General features: G+C 65.4%; 2 protein-coding genes. Both read left to right on the top strand.

The features are described from left to right. On the top strand, window positions 1-1724 hold a 1724-nt coding region (locus tag ACWGIU_RS35610; protein WP_453712234.1), incomplete at its 5' end, for a polymorphic toxin-type HINT domain-containing protein. Between the two features lie 11 nt (window positions 1725-1735). Further along, the gene (locus ACWGIU_RS35605) at window positions 1736-2395 is read left to right on the top strand and encodes a hypothetical protein (protein WP_453712233.1); all 660 of its coding nucleotides are present in this window, start codon (window positions 1736-1738) and stop codon (window positions 2393-2395) included. The last annotated feature ends 32 nt before the right edge of the window (window positions 2396-2427 follow it).

Here is a 2427-nt window from a genome sequence, read left to right as displayed (position 1 = left end):
CCCACGCCTCCGCCGCGGACGCGGCGGCGACGGACGCGGAGCGCGACGCCGCTTCCGCCCGCAAGGCGGCCACGGCGGCGGAGGCCGACGCGAAGTCCGCGGACACGGTCGCGACCAAGGCCGAAACCGACGCCACGACGGCGGAGACCGCCGCGAAGCGGGCCCAGGAGGCGGCGAAGGAGGCGCAGGACGCGGCGACCCGAGCGGAGAACCAGAAGAACCACGACACCATCGCCTCGGGCGGTGTGACCGGCCGCAAGGGCGTGTTCACGCGCAACACGATCGAGCCGGTCGGAGAGCCGGTGGACCAGAACAAGTGCGTCCTGGAAATCGGCTTCGACGGCTGCACGGTGACGTTCAAGCTGAGCTACAACCTCACCGTCGACTTCTACATGTGCACGGACCCGGCAGCATCGGAGAACGTGACCGAGGCCAACTGCCCGGCCGAGTACGTGACCTGGCTCTACGCCGAGAACATGGGCCTGCAGGCGTACTACAAGGACGTCTACTTCAGCAGGTGGGAGCTCGCCAAGATCTTCGACAAGATGTTCCTGAAGACCCTATGGCACATGGTCACGGACGACTTCGTCAACTGCTACAAGGGCGACATACAAGCCTGCATCGCGGTGAAGATCGACATGATCATGGGGATCAAGAACAAGCGCCTCGAACTCATCATGGACTCCATGCTGGCCTACCGGGCTGTCATGAGGAACGGCGTGGGTCTGGAGGACGCCAGGGCGCTGGCCAAGAAGGCCGAGATGGACGAGAGCACGATGGCCGCCCTGGAGCGTGAGATCGACCTGTCCCAGCGGCTGTTCGGCTCATGCAAGAGGAACAGCTTCCCCGCGTCGGTGCCCGTACTCATGGCGGACGGTTCGCACAAGCCGATCGGGTCGGTGCGGGTCGGTGACATGGTGACGGCAGGCGATACCGAGTCGGGGACGACCAGGCAGCAACAGGTGACCGCCGCATTCCGGCACGACACCGATCGGCTGATCGACATCGTCCTGACCGACGGCAGCGGTCTGAGCACTACAGCCGGCCACCGGCTCTTCGTCGTGGACCGCGGTTGGACCTTCGCCTCCGACCTGGCAGTGGACGACAGGCTGCAGGATCCGGCGGGCCGGGAGCGGACGATCGCCGCTCTGGGCGATCGTGGGGACATCGCTCCCGTAGAGGTGTTCGACCTCACCGTCGACGGTCTGCACACCTTTTACGTGCAGGCGCAGGGCCCGGCGCCGGCGGACGTGCTCGTCCACAACTGTGCGGATATTGTCGGCGATGAGGGAATTTCGGGTGCCCACACACTCTCGGACCATGTCGGCCTGGACCGGGCGACGATATTGAAGAAGCTGGAGAAGAGCCCGGTCGCCACGGAGTGGCTCGATGAGGCCACTGCGGCTTCCTCCGTACGGCAGGCCTTCGACGAGTGGAGTGCGATCCCTGGCAACAAGGACAAGCTGCTCGCATGGCTGAAGAAGCAGCAAGGGAAGTCAGGCTTCGATCCGGGTACGGATCTCTTTCCGATCGACCGTCAACTGCGTGACAAGGGCTCCCTTGGCAGGGTGTGGCGGCACGGTGAGCCGGATGCGCAGGGCAATCCCACCCTCATATCGACGCCGGTCGGGAACACGGTGATCATTAGGATCAAGCAGGTGAAGAAGAAGGTCGACGGGAAACATCAGGACGGGTTCGTCGTGTACACGAGCTACCCGGAGTAAAGGACACATGGGTGAACCAGGACCACCACCCCCGGCTCGGTACGGACATCGGGCTCAGCGGCCTGATGAAAACGTTCCGCTACCCCCGGACGAACAAGATGTCCATCGCCCTCGCCACCGTGTGGTCGTTCGCGAACCGCGAGGATGGTGCGTACGCCCATCAGCTGCTGGACGACGTCAGGCGGCTGCTGGCTTCGGACCTGTCCGGCCCGGAGGTGTCCACACTGTGGCAAGCGGGGACGTTCCGGGACTTCGACCTGGAACTCTGCGGGATCGAGGGACGTCAGTGGTTGACGTGGATCGAGGAGATCGCCGAGTACCGCATCACCTGGAACGTGGGTGACGCACCCGTCCCGTCGGATTCGTCACCCGCTCGCGGGTTGACGGAAGCGGTGCTGGGCGAGATCGCGTCGGTGGCCCAGGACCTGGAGTCGGCCACAGCGGGGCACGCCTATGTCGCGGTGCGCGGCGTGGTTCCGGCGCTGAGGCGGGTTGTCTCCGAGGTCGATCCGGATCTCGGCTTCCGCTTGCTGCTGCGCGTACTCAAGTCCTACTTCCTGCCGGTCGGCCCCACGCGCGTCGCGGGTTTCCACGCGCTCGCGGAGCCGTTGGGGCTGGAGAAGGCGCTCGTCGAGGACGGGGACTTCAACGTTTGGCCCGAACTCGGCTGATCAGCCGGAGAACACCGAGGGCGGTGCCCCGG

It is taken from the genome of Streptomyces sp. NPDC054840 (assembly GCF_053611065.1).
The sequence above is the reverse complement of the archived record's forward strand: the minus strand, read 5'-3'. Positions and strand labels throughout refer to the sequence as shown.